The following is a 19210-nucleotide window of genomic DNA, read 5'->3' on the forward strand; positions in this document are numbered from 1 at the left end:
ACTGTTGGCCTGGTGAGCGTGGGGGTCGGTATCTTTCCCCGACAGGAAAAAGCTGTCTGAGCGAAGCGAGTTCTTTTTCCCGAGGGGAAAGGTACCGACCCCTGCACTCCGCCCCTCAACCCTCAGGCTACGCGGACTCAGTCTCCAAAACAGGCCGCCGCTGCCCCCGCTCCACGGTCCATTCCTGCACCGGATCACTCTGCGAAGGCGCATTCACAAACTCACGGAAGCGCTTGCGCTTCTCCGGATCCTCCACGGCGGATTTCCACTCGCACTGGTAGGTGCTGACAATGCCCTCCATGTGCTCCTCCAGCTCGGCGCAGATCCCCAGGCTGTCCTCCAGCACCACCTCTTTCAGGTAGTCCAGGCCGCCCTCCAGGTTCTCCATCCACACGCTGGTGCGCTGCAGCCGGTCGGCGGTGCGCACGTAGAACATCACCACCCGGTCAATGGTGCGGATCAGCTCCTCGTCGGACAGGTCGGTGGCAAAGAGGTCGGCGTGCCGGGGTCTCATGCCGCCGTTGCCGCACACGTAGAGGTTCCAGCCCTTGTCGGTAGCAATCACGCCAAAGTCCTTGCTCTGGGCCTCGGCACACTCCCGGGTGCAGCCAGACACCGCCATCTTCACTTTATGGGGCGCGCGCAGGCCCTTGTAGCGGTTCTCCAGCAGGATCGCCATGCCCACGCTGTCCTGCACGCCGTAGCGGCACCAGGTGCTGCCCACACAGGATTTCACCGTGCGCAGGGACTTGCCGTAGGCGTGGCCGGTCTCGAAACCGGCGGCAATCAGCTTTTCCCAGATCTCCGGCAACTGGCTCAGGGTGGCGCCGAACAGGTCCACCCGCTGGCCGCCGGTGATCTTGGTGTACAGGTCATACTCCTTGGCCACCTCACCCAAGACAATGAGCTTGTCCGGTGTGATCTCACCACCCGGGATGCGCGGCACAATCGAGTAGGTACCGTTCTTCTGCATGTTGGCCATGAAGGTGTCGTTGGTATCCTGCAGGGGCACGTGATCGGTGGCCAGGATGTGCTCGTTCCAGCAGGTGGCCAGGATCGAGGCCACTGCCGGCTTGCAGATATCGCAGCCGTGGCCCTTGCCGTGCTGGCTGATCAGGGTGCGGAAGGTGCGGATGCCGTTCACCTTCACAATATGGAACAGCTCCTGGCGGCTGTAGGGGAAGTGCTCGCACAGGTCCTTGCTGACCTCGACGCCGCGTTTTTCCAGCTCGCTGTCCACCACGTTCTTGAGCAGCGCGGTACAGCCGCCGCAGCCGGTGCTGGCCTTGGTTTCCGCTTTCACGCTACCCAGGTCGGCGCAGCCAGCATCAATGGCACTGCAGATGTCGCCCTTGGTGACGTTGTGGCAGGAACAGATGGACGCGGTTTCCGGCAGCGCATCCGGGCCCAGGGTGGGTGCGCCGCCCTGGCTTTCCGGCAGTATCAGGGTTTCCGGATTCTCCGGTAGGGTGATGCCGTTCAGCGCGTACTGCAGCAGGGTATCGTAATGGCTGTTGTCGCCCACCAGGATGGCCCCGAGCAGGGTCTTGCCGTCCTCGCTGATCACCATGCGACGGTAGTGGCCGGCCTGCTCGTCGTTGAAGCGGATGTTGCGGGCACCCGGAGTCTGGCCGTGGGCATCACCGATGGAACCCACGTCGACACCCAGCAGTTTCAGCTTGGTGCTCATGTCGGCGCCGGTGAACGCAGCTTCCCGGTCGCTGTTGAGGGCGGCCGAGAGGGTACGGGCCATGGTGTAACCGGGCGCCACCAGGCCGAAGATTTTCTGCTCCCAGAGCGCGCACTCGCCAATGGCGTGAACGTGGGGATCCGAGGTGGTGCACTGGTTGTTGATCACGATGCCACCGCGCTCGCCGATTTCCAGACCGCTGGCCCGGGCCAGGGCGTCCTGGGGCCGGATGCCGGCGGAGAACACGATCAGGTCGGTTTCCAGGAAAGATTCGTCGCTGAAATTCATGCGCAGTCGGGCGTCCTGGCCTTCGACAATCGCCGTGGTGGCTTTCTCGGTGTGCACCTGCACGCCCAGCTCCTCGATCTTCCTGCGCAGCAGGGCGCCGCCGTCGGCGTCCAGCTGTACCGGCATCAGCCGGGGCGCGAATTCCACCACATGGGCCTCCAGGCCCAGGCTCTTGAGGGCATTAGCCGCCTCCAGGCCCAGCAGGCCGCCGCCAACCACGACACCGGCGCGGGCGCCCTCGGCGCTGGCGCGAATGGCGTCCAGGTCTTCCAGGGTGCGGTAAACCAGGCAGTGGGGGCGGTCATTGCCCTCGATCGGCGGCACGAACGGATAGGAGCCGGTGGCCAGCACCAGTTCATCGTACCGGTACTCGCCCCGGGGCGTTTCCAGGGTGCGGTTCTCCCGGTTGATGCCGGTGACCTGCTCATTGAGGTGCAGCTGAATGCCTTGCTCGGTGTACCACTCCAGGGTGCCCATGGCCAGGTCGGCATGGGTGGAGCCGCCGAAGTACTCCGACAGGTGAACCCGGTCGTAGGCCAGCTGCTTTTCCTCACCAAACACGATGATCTCGAAATCGGCGGCCGCCGGGCTGGCGCAGAACTGCTCCAGGAAGTGGTGGCCAACCATACCGTTGCCGACAACGATCAGGGTTTTCTTAGTCATGGGTCTTTCCTCTTTCCGGGCGAAGGGCGCTCCGAGCGGATGGCTCAGGCTTTATGCCGCCGCCTCGCAGTAGTGCTTGCCAAAAGCTATGTGGTCCCGGTATCGGGAGATGTCGTCCTGTTGCTGGATGCGCTGGCTGTACCAGGGGCCGTCCCGGGTATCACCAAGCAGCACCGCGCCGGCAAGCCGCTGGTTGCGGATCAGCAGCCGGCAGTAGTGGTTGTGTTCATGGTCTTGCCAGATCACCGATTCGGTATCTTGGTCCGCGCTGATTTGCCCGCAGGAAAAGATCGGAACACCGCTGATTTTCAGGCGGGTCGGGGTATCCAACGGCGTGTAGGCAGCACTGCAGTCCCGGCCCTCCGCGGTCGAAGCAAGGACCTCGGCCAGTACGTCCGCCTGCTGGTAGCCGGGTTCGACCAGTCCGAAGGTGACATCCTCCAACTGGCAGCACTCGCCCAGGGCCCGGATGAAGGGGTCGCTGGTGCGCAGCTGGGAATCCACCAAAATACCCCGGTCGCAGGCCAGCCCCGCTTCCCGGGCGAGCTGCGCGCGGGGGGTAATGCCGGTGGCGAACACCACCAGGTCGGTGCTGATCAACGTGTCGTTATCGAGCTGAACAGCGCGTACCCGCGAGCGTCCGAGCAGGGCTTTGGGTGAGGTTCCGGTGAGCACATTGATGCCACGGGCCTCCATGTGCTGTTGCAGCAACGCGCCACCGACCGGATCCAGTTGCCGGTTCAGCAGGTGGTCGCTGCGGTGCAGCAGGGTGACCGCCATGCCCCGCTGGCGAAGGCCATCGGCGGTTTCCAGTCCCAGGAAGCCACCGCCGATGACCACGGCCCGGCGCTGGTAGCGGGCGGTATCGATCAGGGACCGGGCGTCGTCCAGGTCCCGGAAAGTCATTACCCCCCGCAGGTCGGCGCCCGGAAGCTGCGGCTTTGCCGGCTCGGCGCCGGTGGCCAGGACCAGGTGGCTGTAGTGCTGGACACGACCGGTGGCGGTGGTCACGGTGCGGGACTGGCGGTCAATTGCGACCACCGATTCGCCGTTGCAAACGGTAATGCCCCGGTCCCGAAACCAGTTCTCGGACTGCAGGGTCATGGCCGCCTCGTCGGTGTCACCCGCCAGCAGTACAGACAGCTGGATGCGGTTGTAGGCGTCCGCCCGTTCACCGTTGAACACCACAATGCGGTCGAAGGGTCGGTCCTGACCGCGACAAAGTGACTCCAGCAGCCGCTGGGACACCATGCCGTGGCCGCAGATCACCAGTACCGATTCCCGTTGTTCCTTCATTGCGCTCATTTCCCACTGCACCCGACTGTTTTCTGGCCAACAAAAAAAGCCGGAGCATCTATTCCCGAGGGAAGTCGATGGTCCGGCGCCAATGCCAACAACAATGATCTGATGGTCCGGCCTGATCCTTGGCCGGGACATTCGTCCATGATTTTGAATTAGCGATCTTCGTGCCAGGTTTTTCAGGCTTTTAAAAACAGTAACTTGGCGTTAGGTAGTCCGGTGATGTTCGATTTGTACCTGCGATTGCTGCCCTGCAACAGGGCAGATTGCACGGCTTTGGGGCCAGGGCGGTGGCCCGGTAATTGCTGTGGTCTGACCAGAGGCGGAAGATTCAGACGCGGGGCCAGGCCCCGGAACCGCCAACGAACACTGGAATTGAGGCCCTCCGGCCTCCGGAGTCTGTGATGAATGCCAAACGAGCGCCTGCCGCGAAAGCACCCACCGCCGGCGATTATCTGATCGCGTCCAAAAGCTGTGAGCTGATGAACCTCCAGTACTTTTTGCAGATGGGCAGATTGGTGCAGTGCATCAGCAACCTGGTGCATTCGCTCCAGTGCGAGCGCGGGGCGTCCAACGTCTTCCTGGGCTCCGGTGGTGAGCGGTTCGCCAATGAGCGCGAGAGCATGGTGGCTGAATCCGACCGGTTGCTGGCGGATTTCTACCAGGCGTTGACCGAAATCCACCGGGAGCTGACGGCTCATCCGGTCAGCAGCCGGCTGCTTAACCAGCTGGCCAGCGCCCTGCACGGCCTGGACGGCCTGACGGAGCTGCGCCGTTGCGTCCTTGCCCGGAAGGTGACGGCCGCCTCGGCCACCGAAGACTACAGCAGCCTGATCCACAATTTGATTGCGGTGGTGTTCGAGGCGGCCGATACCGCCGTGGACCCCACCATTGCCGGACTGCTGGTGGCGATGGTGCATCTGATGAATGGCAAGGAATTTTGCGGCCAGGAACGGGCCGTGGGTTCGGCCGGATTCTCCAGCGGACGGTTTGATCGTGCACTGTCAGAGCGCATGATGCACCTGATTGAGGCGCAGGAGCGCTGTTTCGAGGTGTTTACCAGCTTCGCCGATGACGATTCCCTGGCCCTGTGGGAAAAGCTGCGCCAGAACCCTCGCGAGAGCGACATCGAAAAACTCCGGCAACGGGGCACCGCCATTGGCCGCTTCAAGGATCTGGACCCGGCCCTGGCCGATGAGTGGTTCCGCCTGATGACCGAGCGGATGGACGAGCTGAAGACGGTGGAGGATTCGGTGGAGGGCTGCTTTCACGCACGTTGTACCGAGCGCTTCGCCGACGCCCGAAACTCCCTCGCGCATCAGGAAACCCTGATCGCTTCCCTCGATGCCCGCGATGCTCGGGAACCGGCCTCCAGGCCGCTTCTGGTACTGTGCGACTCCGGCGGTGAGCAACCAGGCGGTGACGCCTGGGAGAGCGACGGGGTTGGCCAGCAATTCGGACGCTCCATCTTTGACCTGGTGCAGGAACAGACTCGGCGCCTGCAACAAATGACCGACGAACTGCAGAGCGCCCGGGAGGCCCTGGAAGACCGCAAGACCCAGGAAAAAGCCGTGCTGCTGCTAATGGAACACCGCAAGATCAGCAACGACGAGGCGCATCGGGTGCTGCGCAAACTGGCCATGGACCAGGGCCGAAAATTGCCCGAGGTTGCCCGGGCCCTGGTATCCATGGCGGACGTTCTGAAGTGATGGTGCTCCAGTGACCCTCCGGTGCTGAACCGCCCGGCTCAGGCCCGGGCGACGCGCGTTTGGGTCTTGTCCTCCTCAGGCTCGCTGGTCCCTTTGGTTCCGGACCGGCGGGGCGACAGATGCTCCAGCTTGCGCTGCTTCTCGTACAGGAAGCGCAACACCTCCTGCCGGTAATGAACGTATTCCGGGTTATCCGCCAGGGTCACCCGATTGCGGGGCCGGGGCAGCTCAATGCGCAGATCCTCGCCCACGGTGGCGGCCGGGCCATTGGTCATCATGATAATCCGGTCCGACAGCAGCACCGCCTCGTCGACATCGTGGGTAATCATGATCACCGTGTTGTTCAGCTCCTGCTGGATCTCCATCAGCGAATCCTGGAGATGAGCCCGGGTCAGCGCATCCAGCGCCCCGAACGGCTCGTCCATCAACAGCACACTGGGCTTCATGGCCAGCGCCCGGGCAATCCCCACCCGCTGGGCCATACCTCCGGAAACCTCTCCCGGCCGCTTGTCGGCCGCGTGGGCCATATTCACCAACGCCAGGTTGTGATGAATCCAGTCGCGCCGCTCCTGCTTGCCCATGGACTTGCGAAACACCTGCTGCACCGCCAGTTCCACGTTCTCATACACCGTCAGCCAGGGCATCAGCGCATGGTTCTGAAACACCACCGCCCGCTCCGGCCCGGGCGAATTCACCTCATGGCCGTCCAGCACACAGCCACCCTTGGTGGCCTGTAACAAACCGGCGACGATGTTCAATACGGTCGATTTGCCACAACCGGAATGCCCGATCAGGGACACAAACTCGCCCTTCTGGATCTTCAGATTGACGTTGTCCAGGGCCACGAAGGGGCCTTTGGGCGTATCAAACGCCATTTCAACACCGGTTAATTCAAGATGAGACTTAGCCATGGAAAGCACCTCTCAGTAATCGGAGCACCGGGTGGGTCACGCCTCCCGAAACCCTCAAAAACATGGATGTTTTTGCGGAGCGTACAGGGATGTACTCGCCGCGTGTTTCGGGAGGCGTGACCCACCCGGTGCGGCATGCTCCGTGGTAAAAGAAAACTGTCGGAGAGAAACAGTCCGATAAAGGTTGGTTATTCATTCCAGGCAACCCTGCGCTGAATCAGCAGCATCACCCGATCCAGCACAAACCCGATAAACCCGATGGCCAGCACCGCCACCATAATCCGGCTCAGGGACTGGCTGCTGCCGTTCTGAAACTCATCCCATACGAACTTGCCCAGCCCCGGACTCTGGGCCAGCATCTCCGCAGCAATCAGCACCATCCAGGCAATGCCCAGCGACACCCGGAGCCCGGTGAAGATCATCGGCACCGAGGACGGCAGCACCACCTTGCGCACATGGGTCCAGAACGACAGCCGCAGTACCCGGGACACATTCAGCAGGTCCGGATTGACCGCCGCCACGCCAACGCTGGTATTGATCAATGTGGGCCACAGACTGCACAGGGTGACCGTAATCATCGAGGTGATGAACGACTTCTCGAACATTGGATCGTCGCTGACGTAAGTGGCAGACACCACCATGGTCACCAGGGGCAGCCAGGCCAGCGGCGACACCGGCTTGAACACCTGGATCAACGGGTTCACCGCGGCCTGGAAGTGCCGGTTCAGCCCCACCACGATCCCCAGCGGCACCGCGATGGCCGTAGCCAGCACGAAGCCTGCCAGCACCGTGAACAGACTGGTCACGATCTGGTCCGGAAAGGTGGGCGCTCCGGGGTAGGGCCGAATCTTCACGTCCGCTTCCGGGTTGTCGGCCAGAATTCGGGCGTTTCGTTCTTCCTGCATGGCAATGAACTTGTCCGCCCGCTCGCGCTGGTTGACGTGTTCCTGCCAGAGCTGGCCGGATTGTTCCCAGACCTGGGCGGGCCCCGGAAAACTGCCCAGCGAGGTGTCCACCTGGGGCGCCGCCAGGTGCCAGAAGCCGACAAACAGCAGGATACCGATAACGGGCAGCAGCATCTGACGGCCTGTGGCCGCCAGGCCGGCGGGCGATAACGCCTCGCCCAGGGCCTGGAGTTTGCGTTTGAGCCAGCGAGGCGTTTCGGCGCCCGGTGTGGCGGAAGTGATGGTGGTCATGGGACGTCTCCTCCTTGCCAGCCCAGTTACGGGGTCTGGCTTCCTTTCAGGCCAATCTCGAAACTGTCGATGTAGGCGTTGGGCGTGCGCGGGGTGAAGGCCACCCCGTCGATCAGCTCACCCTGGTGCGGGCGCTGGAAGTTCTCGGCCTCGAAATCCGGGAAATCCGATGCCTTGAGGGTGCCGTCGGCGATCAGAGAGCGCGCCGCCTGCTCGTAGATGTCCGCCCGATACACGCGCGCGGCGGTTTCCATGTACCAGCTGTCCGGCTTGGCCTCGGGAATCTGACCCCAGCGGCGCATCTGCGAGAGGTACCAGATGGCGTCTGACGGGTACGGATAGGTGGCGTTGTAACGGAAGAACACGTTGAAATCCGGGACCTTTCGAACATCGCCTTTCTCGTACTCGAAGGTGCCGGTCATGGAATTGGCGATGACGGCCTCATCGGCGCCGACGTAGCTGGGCCGGGCCAGGATGCTCACAGCCTCCTCGCGATTGGCGTTGTTGTTCTCATCCAACCAGTGGGCGGCGCGGATCAGGGCCCGCAGCAGTCGCAGGTGGGTGTTGGGGTAATCCTCGGCCCATTGCCGGGTCACGCCGAAGACCTTTTCCGGGTTGTTCGGCCAGATCTCGTAATCGGTGATCACCGGCACGCCGATGCCCATGAATACCGCCTGCTGGTTCCAGGGCTCGCCCACGCAGTAGCCCTGAATGGTGCCGGCCTCCATGGTAGCCGGCATCTGCGGCGGCGGTGTGACCGACAGGTGTACGTCGGCCTCCAGGGTACCGCTGGTGTCACCGCGCTGTGGCGCGTAGAAACCCGGGTTCAGGCCGCCGGCCGCCAGCCAGTAGCGCAGCTCGTAGTTGTGGGTGGACACCGGGAAGACCATGCCCATCCGGAACCGCTCGCCCTTTTCCCGGGCGGCGTCTACCACCGGCTTCAGGGCACTGGCGCTGATCGGGTGCTGCGGCTTGCCTTCGGCGTTGGCCGGGATCTGCTTGCGCATGGTCTCCCAGACCTCATTGGACACGGTGATGGCGTTGCCATTAAGGTCCATGCTGAAGGCGGTGATGATGTCCGCCCGGGTGCCATAGCCAATGGAAGCACCCAGAGGCTGACCCGCGAGCATGTGGGCCCCGTCCAGTTCCCCGGTAATCACCCGGTCCAGCAGCACTTTCCAGTTGGCCTGGGCTTCCAGCTCCACGAACAGGCCCTCGTCCATAAAGAAGCCCTGTTCCCAGGCGACAGCCAGCGGGGCCATGTCGGTCAATTTGATAAAGCCCAGCTTGAGGTCCGGCTTTTCCGCCGGCCCCACCTCAGCGTGCACCAGGGCAGTGGTGCCCCAGAGCGATGTCAGCAGCAGCAGACTGCAGAGCCTTCTAGCGGTTCGGTATATGAGTGTGTACATGGCGATACCTCATTCTGTTTGGCCCAAACGCAAAAACGCCTGCCCTCCGTCTCCGGAAAGCAGGCGCCTGTGCCTGGGAATCAGTTGTCTGTTAAATCGTGAACGCGCGTCTCTGTGTATGACACTGCACGTGCTGTGCCATATTTAAAAGGTCATTTAAAACAGCAACCTATAAAATCACGAGGTAGGGCAGGTGGAGAGCGCGGGCAAAGACCCGGGTTGTTTTAGTGCGGCGTTGCGTAAATTTGCACCAATTTGAAACCAGGGCGCACCCCGGCGCCAGGGTCGCGCCGAAGGACAACCCTTGTCGGGCGCGCCCGGCTGGCCAGGAGTGCCAACATTGCCGGGTGGCCCTGTTATTGCAGGTACTTCTGAATACGTTCAAGACAATTTGATTCCACTGGCAAAGAAGCCCGCCCATGATGGCCCCCACGGCCTGAATCCGGCGGGCTTTTTTGTGTCTGATGCATGAGGAAGCGCCGTGACCAGCACCGATCATTCGTCCGCAACCGTCAAGACCACCTGCCCCTACTGTGGTGTGGGCTGCGGAGTAAACGCCAAAGCCACCGGTACCGAGGGCGATCAGACCCATCCTGCGAATCGCGGTCGGCTGTGCGTCAAAGGTTCCGCTCTGCATGAAACCCTGACGCCGGAGGGGCGCCTGTTAAAGCCGTCTGTCCGGGGGCGCGACACCGACTGGTCCACCGCCATTAACGAGGTGGCAGGAGCGATCCGGGAGTCGGTGGACCAGCACGGGCCGGGATCGGTGGCTTTCTATTTGTCCGGTCAGTTGCTGACCGAGGACTACTATGTGGCCAACAAGCTGGCGAAGGGCTTTATCCGCACCCCGCACGTGGACACCAACTCCCGCCTGTGCATGTCATCGGCCGTGGCTGCGCACAAGCGCGCCTTCGGGGGCGATCTGGTGCCGGGCTGCTACGAGGACCTTGAGCTGGCCGACCTGCTGGTGATTGCTGGCAGCAACGCAGCCTGGGCGCATCCCGTGCTATACCAGCGCATGCAGGCCTCGGCCCGTCCGGGCCGCAAAGTGGTGGTCATTGATCCACGCAGGACCGCCACCAGCGACCTGGCGGAGCTGCACCTGGCATTGCGGCCGGGCACCGACACCATTCTGTTCAACGGTCTGCTGGTTTGGCTCGCGCACCATGGTGTGGTGGACAAGCACTACCTTGACGCTCATTGCGACGGTTACGAGGACAGCCTCGCCGCTGCCCGCTCCGTGGCGCCCAACGTGGACGCGGTGGCCAGCCTCTGTGATCTGCCGGTGGAGGAGGTAAACCGTTTCTATGAATGGTTCTCGGAGCACCCTCGCACCGTGACCGCGTTTTCCCAGGGTATCAACCAGTCCTCGGCCGGCACCGACAAGGGCAACGCCATTATTAACTGCCACCTGGCCACTGGCCGGATTGGCAAGCCCGGTGCGGCGCCCTTCTCCCTGACCGGCCAGCCCAACGCCATGGGCGGCCGCGAAGTGGGCGGGCTGGCCAACACGCTTGCGGCTCACATGGACTACGACAGCCCGGGAGCCCGGGACCGGGTGGCCCGTTTCTGGGGCACAGACTCCGTGGCGGACGGGCCCGGCATGAAAGCGGTGGACCTGTTCGATGCGGTGGAACGGGGCGAGATCAAGGTGCTGTGGATCATGGCGACAAACCCCGCGGTGAGTCTGCCGGAGACCGATCGTATCCGCCAGGCGCTGGCCCGATGTCCCACTGTGATTGTCTCGGACTGTGTGCGGGAAACCGATACTGCGCGCTACGCGGATATCCTGCTGCCCGCGGCGGGTTGGGGCGAGAAGGACGGCACGGTCACCAATTCCGAGCGCTGCATTTCGCGCCAGCGCCGGTTTCTTCCGCTGCCGGGGGAGGCCAGGCCGGACTGGTGGATTGTCAGCCAGGTGGCCCGGGCGCTGGGCCATGGCCCGGGGTTTGATTACCAGGGCCCGGCAGACATCTTTCGGGAACATGCCCGACTCTCCGGTTTTGAGAATGACGGCGGGCGCTTCTTCGACGTTTCCGGTTTTGGGAACCTCACCGACTGGCAGTACGAGCAGCTGGCGCCGACCCAGTGGCCGGTCCGGAGCGCGGGTTCAGACGCTGGGGCTGGCGCCCAACGGCTGTTCACGGACGGCCGCTTTGCTACCGGCAACGGGCGGGCCCGACTGATACCGGTTGGCTCTCGCCTGCCGGTTCGCCCGCCCACGGAGGTGTTTCCCCTGGTGGTCAACACCGGCCGTATTCGCGACCAGTGGCACACCATGACCCGCACCGGCCGGTCGGGACGCTTGCTGGCTCACCGACCGGAGCCGTTCATCGATGTGCATCCGGAGGATGTCCACGCATACCAGTTGATGCCCGGCGGGCTGGCCACACTCACCAGCGCCCATGGTCAGTTCATTGGCCGGGTGCGGGTGGCGCCTGAGCAGCGCCGGGGCGAAGTGTTTGTGCCGATCCACTGGAACCGGCAGTTCACCGGTCAGGGCCTGGCCACCGCACTCACCGACAGCCTGGTGGACCCGGTGTCCGGTCAGCCGGAAGCCAAACACGGCCGTGCCGCCCTCGCCGAATGGCCCGCGCGCTGGCATGGTCGTCTGCTGGTTCGTCGTGACCGGCCCAGGCGCTGGCAGGCGGATTACTGGGCCCACCAGCCAATCGCGCAATGTGAGAGCTGGTTCGTGGCCGGACAGTCGACCGTGGACTGGGCCGAGGCGGTGGCAGACTGGCTGGGTGGAGCGCCGCAACTGGTGATGCAGGATGCCCGGGAGGGACGGTTCCGGGCGGCCCGGATTCGCAACGGTCAGTTGGAGGCGGTGCTGATGGTGGACCGGGATCCGAACGCCCTGCCTGCCATGGACTGGGTGGCGGAGTGTTTCAGCCTGTCAGAGCTTGATGAGACCACCCGCAGGGGCCTGCTGGCGGCAAGAGCCCTGGATGGCGACGACATGGGCAACCTGGTCTGCAGTTGCTTCCAGGTCGGGGATCGCCAGATACAGAAAGCCATCGAGCAGGGCGCCGACAGCGTGGAGGACCTCGGGCAGGCGCTGCAGTGTGGTACCAATTGTGGCTCCTGCCTGCCGGAGATCCGGAGCTTGCTGCCGGTCATTACCGAGGCGGTGTAAGTGGACTCAGCATCTGCACCGGCACCCGGTAGCGCACCCCTTTCGAGGGGCCAATACCGTCCACGGTGCAGGTCTTGCGGTTGACCCGGACGATCTCTCCGTGCAGCTCCCGGCGACCGGTGCCGAAACGCACGGTATCGCCCACCTGCCAGCGGGCCAGTTGCTGGCGGGTATCGACGGGCGCAAACGGTGTGTCTGGCAGCGCCACGCCCTGCTCGCCCGCCAGCTCCGCCAAGGCTGTCCGCGTGGTCCGGGCTGCCCCGCTTTCGTGCAGCTCATCGAGAATGGTGTAGAAATGCCGGTTGTGCACCGAGCCCCGGTAGCGCTGACCGGCGCATTGTTGCAACAGATGGGCGAATTCATGGCAACAGGTATGGGCCAGAAGATTAAGGGTGCTCAGCTCGCCGTCAAAATACCCCCGCTTGCAAATCTCCCGCCCCGACAGCCAGCCACTGGCAGTTTCCGGTCGGTGCTTGGCGGCAATCATACGGACACCATAGGTGATCAGGTGCTGCCCGGTGTGGGCATCGAAACGATGATAGGTAGCCTGGCCTGAGCCTACCCGGCAGTGCAGGAGGCTGCCCGGATGGCGCTCACGAATCCACGCTTTGGCGGGCTGCCAGAGGTGGTCGCGGGTGACGGTGCACATCAGTTTGCCAAGTAGCAGAGGGATGGTGGTTTCCATGGATCGCACAGTGAAGAGAAAGTCTGTGGCGATCATACCCCGTGACGGAACCGGGGTAAAAGCAACAACGGCCGGCAGTGCCGGCCGTTGTTGATCATCAGGCGACTTACGCCTCGATCGGCGAGCGCCAGTCGTCGGCACCGGAGGTGCCTGCAACAGCGTGCTCCCAGGTGACCTTGCGGTAGGACAGGGACACAGTGACCAGCTGGGTGAAGTCGGCGTTGCTGGCGTCCTGGCAGTGCGGCATGTTGCAGTTGATGTCGATGATGGTGGCATCTTCGAGGATGGTGGAGAAGAAGTGCTCCTGCTTGCCCTCGACGGAGGTGCGGTACCACTTCAGCTCAACCTTCGGCAGCATTTCGCCGGAAGCCAGGGCGTTGTACATCAGCGGAGTGGCCTTGTTCAGAGCCGAGGTGAACTTGAACGGCTTGTGCACGCGCTGGCCGGAGGGCTGACCGGACTGGGGATCGGTCGGTACGGTGACAACGTGGCTGAATTCCTGCACCAGCACTTCGTCTTCGTGGCCTTCCACGTAGATGTTGCCGACGGAGTCGGAAGTGAATGCACCGGCAGTGATGTTGCCCTGGGTCTGGCCTTCGATACTGATATAACAAGGAGTTGGCATAGTCTGCTCCATGACGTGTGAATGAAAAAAGTCCCTGGGTTACTCCCTGGACACCGGGGATGACTACAAGTGCCATGCCAGGTTGAGAAAATTCAGTTAAAACAGTTGACTAGGTTGTTTCGGGGCAGTCCGGCTCACGGGCGGGGCAATCCTGTACCCGGAAACCGGGCAAGTGGTTGCTGCCTGGGCAAGAAATCGCTCGCTGGGTGGGTCAGCGGATGGCCAATACCGTGAGCAGGGCCAGAAGCAGGAGCGCCGAGACGGTCTGCCAGAAAACCACAGGCTGGCGTTCCATCAGGGGTTGCTGCTGACGCTGTTGCCAGTCCTGTCCGGGCCGGCGCAGCTCGGTGAGGTATTCTGACAGCGCCGGGTAGCGCTTGTAAGGCTGGAGGTGCACCGCACGGGCAATGGCATGGTCCACCCATCCGGGAACATCGTCCCGCAGCTGTCGTGCGGGCCGGTAGCTGAGACGCTTCAAATCGCTTGTACCCCGGGCCTTGGGGATTTCAGCACCATACGGCAGGTTACCCGTGAGCAACTGATAGCTGATGACGCCCAGTGAAAACTGGTCGGCCAGCCAGGTGGCCGGTTCGCCGAACAGCGTCTCCGGAGCACTGTAAAGCGCGGCGCCCCTGGGCCCTGTATTGATCGACGGTGCCGCTTCTTCCAGACCGGCGACCCGGGTGGCGCCGAAATCGATCAGGGTCACCGTGCCGTGGGCATCCACCATGATGTTTTCGGGCTTCAGGTCCTGATGCACCATTTCCAGCCGATGAAAGGCCCGTAGACCCCGGGCGATCTGCTCCACCAGCGACCGGACCTTCTCCAGTGTGGGCTTCGGGTTGTCCAGCATCCACTGGCGCAGGGTGCAGCCTTCAACGAATCTGGTGGCCTGGTACAGTACCGTGCCGCGCCGGTCCGGTTCGAACGGGCGTACCACGTGGGGGTTGTTGATGCGCCGGGCAATCCACTGCTCGGTGGAAAACTGCTCCAGATAGGCCGGGTCGTGCCGCTGTTCCATGGATGGAAGTTTCAATACCACGCGTGCGGCGCTGTCCTCATCCTCGGCCAGGTAGACATGACTCCGGCTGCTGGCATGAATCTGCCGCAGAATCCGATACCCGTCCAGCAACTGTCCCGGGCGCAGTTCATCGGCAAAGGGCCGCTCCGAGAGTTCACGAAAAAGTTCGGCGTTGTCGGTGTCGGAGGCCACCGAGTCGACCCGGATTACCTGAGCGGTCAGGTTGTCGTCACTGCCATTTTCCAGGGCCTGTGCCACCAGCGCCTGTGCGGCCTGGTCCAGCTCATCACCCGCCGCATGGATCGTGGCCGCCATGGTGCGATCCTCCAGGTGTTCGTGAACGCCGTCGGTGGTCAGCAGGAAGGTGTCGCCGGGAACAATGCCAATCTGGTGGTAATCAATGTCCAGCTGGTGCCCGATACCCATGGCCCGGGTCAGGCAGCTTTGCTCCGGGGACAGCCAGAGCCGGTGGTCCGAGGTGAGCTGTTCGAGCCGGTCCGGGTGAACCCGATAGATACGGCTGTCGCCCACGTGAAAGAGATGCGCGGTGGCGGACTTCAGCACCATCACGCTGAGGGTGCAGACATAACCCCGGTCACGGTCGTAACGGTACTGGCTCTGTCGGGTCTGGGCATGGAGCCAGGCGTTGGTGGCCCGTAGCACCCGCTGGGCGGATTGCTTGACCGACCAGCTGTCGGGGGTGGAGTAGTAGTCGGTGAGAAACCCCGCCACCGCCGACTCGCTGGCAACCTGGCTGACGTTGCTGGAACTGATGCCGTCGGCCAGGGCTACGGCAATGCCCTTGGTAACCAGCTGGTGATTGTCCGGCACCAGTAACCCGTGAAAATCCTGGTTTACCGGCTTTCGACCGGCCTGGGAGTGCTGGCCTGTGGTAATCGACAGTGTTGAGGCCATGGTCAGCGTGGTTTCCTTCAAAAGACAACTCCGGCGGCAGCGCCGCCGGAGTGTCCAGTCAGGCTCTGGCTCAGTTGGAGCGGGCCAGGGCCCCGTCATTGTAGGCGCCGGGTATCTGGCGCTTGGGTGCCGTGCGCACGTGGGTGGTGTAGAGCGTCAGGCCGGTGAATGCCAGGCCGCCCACCAGGTTACCCAGCACGGTGGGAATCTCGTTCCACCACAGGTAGTCCATCACCGAGAACTCGCCGCCCATGATGATGGCGGACGGGAACAGGAACATGTTGACGATGGAGTGCTCAAAACCCATGAAGAAGAACAGCATGATTGGCATCCACATGGCCAGGAACTTGCCGCTGACGCTGGTGGAGATCATGGCACCGACAACGCCCATGGACACCATCCAGTTACAGAGCATGCCGCGGATAAAGATGGTGGCCCAGCCGGCGGCGCCAAACTCGGCGTAACCAAGTGTCCGGGCCTCGCCAACGCTGGCGATCTTGGCGCCGACCGCACCCGGGTCGGTGTTAAAACCGTAGGTGAAAATGAACGCCATCATCACCGCCACGGTGAGTGCGCCGCCCAGGTTGCCCAGGAACACCCAGCCCCAGTTGCGGAGAATGGCCGCCGGCGTTACCCCCGGCCGCTTGTCCAGCAGGGCCAGCGGCGTGAGCATGAAGACCCCGGTGAGCAGATCGAAGCCCATCAGGTAAAGCATGATGAACCCGATCGGGAACAGGATGGCGCCGATCAGGAAGACGCCCGTCTCTACGGCGACGGTGATGGCAAAGGCCGCAGCCAGGGCCAGGATGGCGCCGGCCATGAAGGCCCGGATGAGTGTGTCGCGGGTGGACATGTAGATCTTGGATTCGCCGGCGTCGACCATTTTGGTGACGAATTCCGAAGGCGCGATGTAGGACATATTGGTTTCCCCTGACTTCTGTTCGTTGGCCGCGTGTCTAATCCGGCCATAAAAAAACGGCGCTACCTGCTGCCTGCAAAGTGCAGGTGCACGTAGACGCCGTCGTCTGAATGTATCTGTCGCTGTGAACGAAACCGCCAGTGGCTTCGATACCTGGTGGGTTGCAGGGACCATGCCAGAACAATGTCAGCCCTGGAAAGTATATTTAATTCAATGGATTGCCGAAGTTGTGGTTGCCGATAAAGAGTTCGGGGAGATGGGGGTCGAGGGCCCGAGGCACCTGATTGGTGCGCTCTGGGCGGCGGCTGCTGCACGCTGGCGCATGGCCCTGTCGGTTAGCGGAGACTGAAGCGAACCGGCAGAGCGTAGCGGAATTTCTGGCCGCTGATGTCGTCTGGCACCGGGGGCAGTGGGGCTGCCTGCTCCAGCATCGCGAGCGCGGATTCGTCCAGAAGCTGGTGCCCGGAGCCGGTTCTCAGGCTGTGGCCTATCAGTGAGCCATCCCGGCGGAATTCGAACACGATAACCGGCGTACCTTCCTGGCCAAGGCGTCGGGCCCGCCGCGGGTACTCGTAATAACGGGACAGGTGTCGGCTCAGCTTAGAAAGGTAGTTGTCGACCGCCGACCGCACGCCGGCATTCTGCAGCGGAACCGTTGCCTGGGACGGAGGCTCTTCGGTGCGCGTGGCAGCCGGATCCTCACCGGCCTGCTCGGATGCTTCAGGCTCGGGTGTGGTTTCCTGGACCGGCTCTGGCTGTTTGACCGGTTCCGGGTCCGGTTCGGGTTTGGGTTCAGGCTTTGGCTCGGGTTCGGGTTTCGGCTCCGGTTCAGGTTCCGGCATTGGCTCAGGCTCTGGTTTCGGCGCTGGCTTCGGCTGCACCTCTGGCTCTGGTTCGGGCTCCGGTGTCGGTGCCGGTTCTCCGGCCAATCTGATGCGGATAGCCGGTGCGGTGTTCACGGCAGACTCACCCAGGGTGTGGAGCTCCACGGTTTTTTCCGGTGCAGCGAGCACCAGGCCAGCCGCGGTAATAACCCCGGCCAGTAGCAAAAGCACCCAACGAAAGGCAGGTGGCCGCGGCATCATTGGCCGGGCTCCGTGAGCAACAGAATGTCCCGGTATCCGGCGCGCTCCAGCAGCCTGAACAGCGACTCCAGATCCGCCATGGTGGTGTTCTCTGCGGCGGCAATCTTCAGAGGCTGCTGGCCATCGGGTTGCGGTAGTTGTGCAATCAGGGAGTTCCGATCAACCGGTGTTTCCCCCACCTGCCAGTTGCCCTCGGCAGTCACGATCAGGTCGGCCTCGGGGGCCTTGCGGTCCTCGGTCTGTCCGGTGCCCGGCAGCGGCGGCAGGGGCGCGTCGGCCAACTGACCGGCAACAATGAAGAACATCAGCAGCAGGAACACCAAATTGATCAACGGCAGAAGCGCATCCTCTACGCGTTCCATCAGTGTCTTGCCGGAGGTGAACGGAGGTGGAACCAGATCGCTCATGGTGTCGGGGGCCTGGTCCTTTGCCAGTGGGTTTCGATGCCACCGTCATTCAGGACGCTCAGGGTCCGGGTGAAGGTACCCAGCGGCGTGTTGTTGGTGGTTGCCAGGTTAACCTCCCCGATGCCAGCGCTTGTCAGGCTCTTGACCAACCGATCGAGTGTGAAGGACTGCTCCCGCCAGCGGACTTCGCCCGATGCGATAACGGTCAGCTCCGGCAGAGGTTCCCCGGTTGCCGAGGTTCGGCTGGCCGTGTCGTTGGCCAGTTCCAGATAATCCACCGGCAGCAGGCGGGTGGTGAGCATGAAGAACACCAGCAGGATGAACACCACATCAATCAGGGGCGTGATGCGGATGGGAATCGGCCGGCTGGGCCGCGGTTCAACCAGTTGCATGGGCGAATCGCTGACCCTGTGCTGTGGCGTAGTTGTCGGCAGGGTTGTCGGCAGGGTTGTCGGCAGGCTCGCTGTCCGGTTCGGCCGCAAGCCGGCTTTTTGAGGCGCTGCCGCTGGATTCCGGGGCGTCCAGAGTCTGTTCCGGCACAATGTGCAGGATGGAAACCAGCGTGCTGTTGATGGTCTTGTGAATCCGGCGCAGACGGAATTCAATCCAGGCGGCCAGGGCGGCAAACGGAATGGCAACCACCAGACCCGCAGCCGTCGTGGTGAGCGCCTCGTAGATACCGCCGCTGAGCTGGGTGGCGTTGGCCCGGCCATCGGTGGCCGCCATGGCGCTGAATGCTTCCATCATGCCAAGCACCGTACCCAGCAGGCCGAGCAGGGGCGCCAGCGCTGCGATCACCTCAATAATCTTCAGGGGCGCTTCGAAGGGCTCCAGGGCGTGCTGGGCATCCCGCGCTGCGGTCTCGCGGATCTGTCGGTCGTCCTGGCGATTTTGCAGGGCCTCAATGGTGTTGGTCACCAGGTGCAGGAGCGGATTCATCCGGCCCCAGCGCCCGGCCTGGCTACGGACTTCGGCGGGGCACACCGAGTCGGGATTGCTCTGCCAGTTCATTACAGTTTTTTTAAGACGTCCGGAGAGACGCGGTGCGTAACAGCTGCCCAGGAGCATCAAATACACGAAAGTCACCAGCCCGAACACGGCAAGTGCGAGCAGCACCACCATCACAGGGCCTCCCATATCAATAACTTGGGCAATAGGGCCGTCGGTCAGGGGTAAAAGGGAGTTCATGTTTCGACGCGCTCTCGAAATGCGGAAATGGATATTAATAATAACGATTATCATTAAGTAT

The 19210-nt window shown here is 62.9% G+C and carries 15 protein-coding genes; 2 read left to right on the plus strand and 13 right to left on the minus strand.

Annotated features, from left to right (window positions below):
• Positions 1-127: 127 nt before the first annotated feature.
• Positions 128-2641: a nitrite reductase large subunit NirB gene (gene nirB / locus AC0J1C_RS00905; RefSeq protein WP_091989694.1), complete on the minus strand. Its 2514-nt coding sequence runs from the start codon at positions 2639-2641 to the stop codon at positions 128-130.
• Positions 2642-2692: 51 nt separating this feature from the next.
• Entirely contained in the window at positions 2693-3946 is a 1254-nt protein-coding gene (locus tag AC0J1C_RS00910) for an NAD(P)/FAD-dependent oxidoreductase (protein ID WP_473045183.1), read from the minus strand.
• A 398-nt stretch (positions 3947-4344) separates the two neighbouring features.
• Here AC0J1C_RS00910 and AC0J1C_RS00915 point away from each other — a divergent pair, with 398 nt between their 5' ends.
• On the plus strand, positions 4345-5649 hold the full coding sequence (locus AC0J1C_RS00915) for a nitrate- and nitrite sensing domain-containing protein (RefSeq protein WP_091989697.1): 1305 nt from the start codon (positions 4345-4347) through the stop codon (positions 5647-5649).
• A gap of 38 nt (positions 5650-5687) precedes the next feature.
• On the opposite strand, the gene AC0J1C_RS00920 is transcribed toward AC0J1C_RS00915, so the two are convergent.
• The 3 genes from AC0J1C_RS00920 to AC0J1C_RS00930 all read right to left on the minus strand — a co-directional run bounded on the left by AC0J1C_RS00920 (position 5688) and on the right by AC0J1C_RS00930 (position 9165).
• On the minus strand, positions 5688-6560 hold the full coding sequence (locus tag AC0J1C_RS00920; RefSeq protein WP_473045185.1) for an ABC transporter ATP-binding protein: 873 nt from the start codon (positions 6558-6560) through the stop codon (positions 5688-5690).
• A 188-nt stretch (positions 6561-6748) separates the two neighbouring features.
• Entirely contained in the window at positions 6749-7756 is a 1008-nt protein-coding gene (locus AC0J1C_RS00925; protein WP_473045187.1) for an ABC transporter permease, read from the minus strand.
• Between the two features lie 26 nt (positions 7757-7782).
• Positions 7783-9165: a CmpA/NrtA family ABC transporter substrate-binding protein gene (locus AC0J1C_RS00930; RefSeq protein WP_473045189.1), complete on the minus strand. Its 1383-nt coding sequence runs from the start codon at positions 9163-9165 to the stop codon at positions 7783-7785.
• Positions 9166-9646: 481 nt separating this feature from the next.
• Here AC0J1C_RS00930 and AC0J1C_RS00935 point away from each other — a divergent pair, with 481 nt between their 5' ends.
• Complete coding sequence (locus tag AC0J1C_RS00935; protein ID WP_473045190.1) at positions 9647-12304, plus strand: nitrate reductase; 2658 nt, start codon at positions 9647-9649, stop codon at positions 12302-12304.
• Here the strand turns inward: AC0J1C_RS00935 and AC0J1C_RS00940 are convergent.
• From AC0J1C_RS00940 to AC0J1C_RS00975, 8 genes are all read right to left on the minus strand, one after another.
• Positions 12288-12989, minus strand: coding sequence for a hypothetical protein (locus AC0J1C_RS00940; RefSeq protein ID WP_473045192.1), 702 nt, complete (start codon positions 12987-12989; stop codon positions 12288-12290). The genes AC0J1C_RS00935 and AC0J1C_RS00940 overlap by 17 nt on opposite strands.
• Before the next feature lie 106 nt (positions 12990-13095).
• The gene (locus tag AC0J1C_RS00945) at positions 13096-13614 is read right to left on the minus strand and encodes an Hcp family type VI secretion system effector (protein ID WP_091989719.1); all 519 of its coding nucleotides are present in this window, start codon (positions 13612-13614) and stop codon (positions 13096-13098) included.
• 211 nt (positions 13615-13825) lie between these two features.
• Positions 13826-15550, minus strand: a complete 1725-nt coding sequence (locus AC0J1C_RS00950) for a bifunctional protein-serine/threonine kinase/phosphatase (protein WP_473046486.1) — start codon at positions 15548-15550, stop codon at positions 13826-13828.
• Positions 15551-15620: 70 nt separating this feature from the next.
• The gene (locus AC0J1C_RS00955) at positions 15621-16469 is read right to left on the minus strand and encodes a formate/nitrite transporter family protein (protein ID WP_091989721.1); all 849 of its coding nucleotides are present in this window, start codon (positions 16467-16469) and stop codon (positions 15621-15623) included.
• Positions 16470-16804: 335 nt separating this feature from the next.
• Positions 16805-17554: an energy transducer TonB gene (locus tag AC0J1C_RS00960; RefSeq protein WP_091989724.1), complete on the minus strand. Its 750-nt coding sequence runs from the start codon at positions 17552-17554 to the stop codon at positions 16805-16807.
• Positions 17551-17961 (minus strand): ExbD/TolR family protein, encoded by a 411-nt coding sequence (locus AC0J1C_RS00965; RefSeq protein WP_473045195.1) that lies wholly within the window; start codon positions 17959-17961, stop codon positions 17551-17553. The genes AC0J1C_RS00960 and AC0J1C_RS00965 overlap by 4 nt, the downstream gene beginning before the upstream one ends.
• Positions 17958-18353, minus strand: a complete 396-nt coding sequence (locus tag AC0J1C_RS00970) for an ExbD/TolR family protein (protein WP_091989729.1) — start codon at positions 18351-18353, stop codon at positions 17958-17960. Before AC0J1C_RS00970 ends, AC0J1C_RS00965 begins: the two co-directional genes overlap by 4 nt.
• Entirely contained in the window at positions 18340-19149 is an 810-nt protein-coding gene (locus AC0J1C_RS00975; protein WP_473045197.1) for a MotA/TolQ/ExbB proton channel family protein, read from the minus strand. The genes AC0J1C_RS00970 and AC0J1C_RS00975 overlap by 14 nt, the downstream gene beginning before the upstream one ends.
• Positions 19150-19210 lie beyond the last annotated feature (61 nt).

The sequence above is a fragment of the Marinobacter sp. E2 genome, from assembly GCF_055755345.1.

Excerpts from the sequence above, each read along its gene's own strand:
- nirB (WP_091989694.1), bottom strand. The coding sequence starts at position 2,641 with ATGACTAAGAAAACCCTGATCGTTGTCGGCAACGGTATGGTTGGCCAC.
- AC0J1C_RS00910 (WP_473045183.1), bottom strand. The coding sequence starts at position 3,946 with ATGAGCGCAATGAAGGAACAACGGGAATCGGTACTGGTGATCTGCGGC.
- AC0J1C_RS00915 (WP_091989697.1), top strand. The coding sequence starts at position 4,345 with ATGAATGCCAAACGAGCGCCTGCCGCGAAAGCACCCACCGCCGGCGAT.
- AC0J1C_RS00920 (WP_473045185.1), bottom strand. The coding sequence starts at position 6,560 with ATGGCTAAGTCTCATCTTGAATTAACCGGTGTTGAAATGGCGTTTGAT.
- AC0J1C_RS00925 (WP_473045187.1), bottom strand. The coding sequence starts at position 7,756 with ATGACCACCATCACTTCCGCCACACCGGGCGCCGAAACGCCTCGCTGG.
- AC0J1C_RS00930 (WP_473045189.1), bottom strand. The coding sequence starts at position 9,165 with ATGTACACACTCATATACCGAACCGCTAGAAGGCTCTGCAGTCTGCTG.
- AC0J1C_RS00940 (WP_473045192.1), bottom strand. The coding sequence starts at position 12,989 with ATGGAAACCACCATCCCTCTGCTACTTGGCAAACTGATGTGCACCGTC.
- AC0J1C_RS00945 (WP_091989719.1), bottom strand. The coding sequence starts at position 13,614 with ATGCCAACTCCTTGTTATATCAGTATCGAAGGCCAGACCCAGGGCAAC.
- AC0J1C_RS00950 (WP_473046486.1), bottom strand. The coding sequence starts at position 15,550 with ATGGCCTCAACACTGTCGATTACCACAGGCCAGCACTCCCAGGCCGGT.
- AC0J1C_RS00955 (WP_091989721.1), bottom strand. The coding sequence starts at position 16,469 with ATGTCCTACATCGCGCCTTCGGAATTCGTCACCAAAATGGTCGACGCC.
- AC0J1C_RS00960 (WP_091989724.1), bottom strand. The coding sequence starts at position 17,554 with ATGATGCCGCGGCCACCTGCCTTTCGTTGGGTGCTTTTGCTACTGGCC.
- AC0J1C_RS00965 (WP_473045195.1), bottom strand. The coding sequence starts at position 17,961 with ATGAGCGATCTGGTTCCACCTCCGTTCACCTCCGGCAAGACACTGATG.
- AC0J1C_RS00970 (WP_091989729.1), bottom strand. The coding sequence starts at position 18,353 with ATGCAACTGGTTGAACCGCGGCCCAGCCGGCCGATTCCCATCCGCATC.
- AC0J1C_RS00975 (WP_473045197.1), bottom strand. The coding sequence starts at position 19,149 with ATGAACTCCCTTTTACCCCTGACCGACGGCCCTATTGCCCAAGTTATT.